At 71.8% G+C, this 1,382-nt stretch carries 1 protein-coding gene; it reads left to right on the forward strand.

Going from position 1 to position 1,382, the window contains the following annotated elements:
* The first annotated feature begins 44 nt into the window (after window positions 1-44).
* The gene (locus ACQKIP_RS45410) at window positions 45-1,175 is read left to right on the forward strand and encodes an FAD-dependent oxidoreductase (RefSeq protein ID WP_365853546.1); all 1,131 of its coding nucleotides are present in this window, start codon (window positions 45-47) and stop codon (window positions 1,173-1,175) included.
* Window positions 1,176-1,382: the final 207 nt, after the last annotated feature.

Consider the following 1,382-nt stretch of genomic DNA (forward strand, 5'->3'; position numbering starts at 1 on the left):
GTACTGTTGCGATGCACTGTAGCGATTCAATACAGTGTATCGACATGAGACGACGTATCGCCGTGGTCGGCAGCGGACCGGCCGGCCTTGCCTTCGCCCGTGTCCTGCACCGTCACGGCCACCCCGTCACGGTCCTGGAGCGCGATACCGGCCGTGATACCCGGCCGGCGGGCGGCACGCTGGATCTGCGCGAGGGCCTTGGCCAGCTGGCGCTGGAGAAGGCAGGGGTCCTGGAGGAGTTCTGGACGCTGTCGCGCCCCGAGGGGCAGGCGATGCGCATCCTGGCCACCGACGGAACCGTCCTGCGCGACTGGCAACCTGACCCGGGGGAGCGGGCCAACCCCGAGATCGACCGCGGACAGCTCCGTGACCTGCTGCTGAGGCCGGTGGACGTGCAGTGGGGCCGGGCCGTGACGCAGGTCGTGCCGCAAGACGGTGACGGGGCCCTCGTCCGTTTCGCGGACGGGCGGCAGGAGACATTCGACCTGGTGGTCGGCGCCGACGGCGCCTGGTCCCGGGTCCGCCCGGCGGTCTCAACCGTGACGCCGCGGTACACCGGTGTCACCCTGGTGGAAACCTCTCTGGACGACATCGATACCCGCCACCCCGACCTCGCCCGGCTGGTCGGGGACGGCTCGGTGGCTGTGTACGGGGTGAACCGCGCCCTCGTCGCCCAGCGCAACAGCGGCGGTCACGTCAAGGTCTACGCGCAGTACCGCACGGAGCCGGACCTGCACCCGGCCGACGGCGCCGCTGAAACCAACGCTGACGCCGGGGCCGTACGGGCAGCGCTGCTGGCCCTGTTCGACGGCTGGGCCGCTCCCGTCCTCGAACTCCTCCGGCACGGCACGGCCTTCGTCCGGCGCCCTCTCTACACCCTGCCAGTGGACCACACCTGGGCCCATGTCCGCGGAGTGACGCTGCTGGGTGACGCCGCCCACCTGATGCCGCCGCTGGGGGCGGGCGCGAACCTCGCGATGCTGGAGGGCGCCGAACTCGCCGAGGACATCGCCGCCGGCCCCCCGGACCTGGACGCGGCCGTCCGTGCCTTCGAGGAGCAGATGTGGGCGCGGGCCGGCCGGTGGGCGGGCATCACGACGGCCGGCCTGGAACGCCTGGTGAGCCCCGACCCCGCCCAGGCCCTCGCCCTCTTCGACGCGGTCCAGCCTTCCTGAACGACCACCGCGAACCTGCGTGGGGCAGCACTCCAGCGGTCGGGCCGAGGCCGAGCGTCTCAAGCACAGGCAGCAACTTATCGCGCGACCGGCCCACCAGGACACGGCAACGGGCGCCGGGGCAAAGAGATAGGGGCGAGCCTTCTCTCTGTCCCGGCGCCCGGGCGTGGATGGTTGGTGCGGCGAACGTCAGATGCGGCCATGGGT

Source organism: Streptomyces sp. NPDC059900 (assembly GCF_050270335.1).
Taxonomy (GTDB): domain Bacteria; phylum Actinomycetota; class Actinomycetes; order Streptomycetales; family Streptomycetaceae; genus Streptomyces.

Coding starts and splice junctions, on each gene's coding strand:
- ACQKIP_RS45410 (WP_365853546.1), top strand. CDS start 45: ATGAGACGACGTATCGCCGTGGTCGGCAGCGGACCGGCCGGCCTTGCC.